General features: G+C 61.1%; 2 protein-coding genes. Both read right to left on the bottom strand.

Translation table 11 applies throughout. The features are described 5' to 3' along the window. Positions 1–495: 495 nt before the first annotated feature. Positions 496–1,797 carry a serine--tRNA ligase gene (gene serS / locus B5F19_RS16675; protein ID WP_087292873.1) on the bottom strand — a complete coding sequence of 434 codons (1,302 nt, stop codon included), beginning with the start codon at positions 1,795–1,797 and terminating at the stop codon, positions 496–498. A gap of 13 nt (positions 1,798–1,810) precedes the next feature. Continuing rightward, positions 1,811–1,991: hypothetical protein (locus B5F19_RS17795; RefSeq protein WP_204248360.1), on the bottom strand; the 181-nt coding region annotated here is incomplete at its 5' end.

Raw genomic sequence — 1,991 nt, forward strand, 5'->3', positions numbered from 1 at the left:
CGCCCCCCTTTTGACAAGGGGGGACTTTAGCGGGAGAGGGATATCTGGAGGGGCTTTCTCTTGCTCTAAGAGCCACCTTTCGAGAGAGCACCCTCATCCGTCTGGCCTTTGGCCAGCCACCTTCCCCCTTCAAGGGGGAAGGCTTTCGGGCGGCCGCAAGGGCCGCCCCTACGGCGAAACCGGACCGGGAGCGTTGGTTCGGTAAAGCGAGGCGCAGAAGCGGAACCGTACCAGCGACAATTTTTGCATACCCAGGGCCCAGTGGCCCGGCGGGAATTTAGATCGTCACTCAGATTTTGCGCGCCGGAAATTTTATGCCAAGCCGCAGGGATAACCCCCGTATTGGGGTCCGGGGAAAGCGGCCTATGGGCCTAGGCGGAACAGAGTGAAGCCGTAGCCCATCGGACGCGTCCCCGGTGGCGTTTTGGTTCCTTTGCCGCCATGGGCAAAGGAACTCGCCGCCCGCAGGCGGCGAAATTCCCCTGCAATCAAATCTTACTTCTTGGGCACCATGACCTCCATGCCGCCCACATAGGGCCGCAGAGCCTCGGGGATCTTCACGGAGCCGTCGGCCTGGAGGTTGTTCTCCAGGAAGGCGATGAGCATGCGGGGAGGGGCCACCACGGTGTTGTTCAGGGTGTGGGGCAGGTAGGTGCCCTTCTCGCCCTTGACCCGCATCTTCAGGCGGCGGGCCTGGGCGTCGCCCAGGTTGGAGCAGGAGCACACCTCAAAGTACTTCTTCTGACGGGGGGACCAGGCCTCGATGTCGCAGGACTTCACCTTCAGGTCGGCCAGGTCGCCGGAGCAGCACTCCAGCTGGCGCACGGGGATGTCCAGGGAGCGGAACAGCTCCACGGAGTACTTCCACATCTGATCGTACCACTTCATGGAGTCCTCGGGCTTGCAGACCACGATCATCTCCTGCTTCTCAAACTGGTGGATGCGGTACACGCCGCGCTCCTCGATGCCGTGGGCGCCCTTCTCCTTCCGGAAGCAGGGGGAGTAGGAGGTGAGGGTCTGGGGCAGGGACTCCTCGGGGATGATCTGGTCGATGAACTTGCCGATCATGGAGTGCTCAGAGGTGCCGATGAGGTACAGATCCTCGCCCTCGATCTTGTACATCATGGCGTCCATCTCGGTCTGGGACATGACGCCCTCCACCACGTTGCCGTGGATCATGAAGGGGGGGATGCAGAAGGTGAAGCCCTTGTTGATCATAAAGTCCCGGGCGTAGGCCAGCACGCCCTCGTGGATGCGGGCGATGTCGCCCATGAGGTAGTAGAAGCCGTTGCCGGACACCCGGCCGGCGGCGTCCATGTCAATGCCGTTGAAGGACTCCATGATCTGGGTGTGGTAGGGGATCTCAAAGTCGGGCACCACGGGCTCGCCGAAGCGCTGGACCTCCACGTTGCAGCTGTCGTCGGGGCCGATGGGCACGGAGGGGTCGATGATGTTGGGGATCTGGAGCATGATCTTGCGGATCTTCTGGGCCAGCTCGGTCTCCTTGGCCTCCAGCTCGGCCAGACGGTCGGCGTTGGCCTTCACCTTGGCCTTGGCCTCCTCGGCCTCCGCCAGCTTGGAGGGGTCCTTCTTGGACTGGCCCATGAGGATGCCCACCTGCTTGGACAGGCTGTTCCGGGCGGAGCGCAGCTCCTGGGCCTCGGCCATGACGGCCCGGTTCTCCTTGTCCAGCTCCAGCACCTCGTCCACCAGGGGCAGCTTCTGGTCCTGGAACTTCTTCTTGATGTTTTCTTTTACCAGATCGGGATTCTCCCGGATCAGCTTGATGTCCAGCATATTGGAACACTCCTTAAATTTGATAATAATGTGTTGGTTTGTGGGAATAGGGGAGGGGAGGTTTCACGTGAAACATAGTTTTTTTCAGGGGGATTTCGCCGCCTGCGGGCGGCGAGTTTCTTTCTGGATGCCCAGAAAGAAACCAAAGAGGCACCAGGGCGCGGCTCAGGATGAGCGCTTTGCGCTCATATTCG

The sequence above is a fragment of the Pseudoflavonifractor sp. An184 genome, assembly GCF_002160305.1.
Lineage (GTDB): Bacteria > Bacillota > Clostridia > Oscillospirales > Oscillospiraceae > Lawsonibacter > Lawsonibacter pullicola.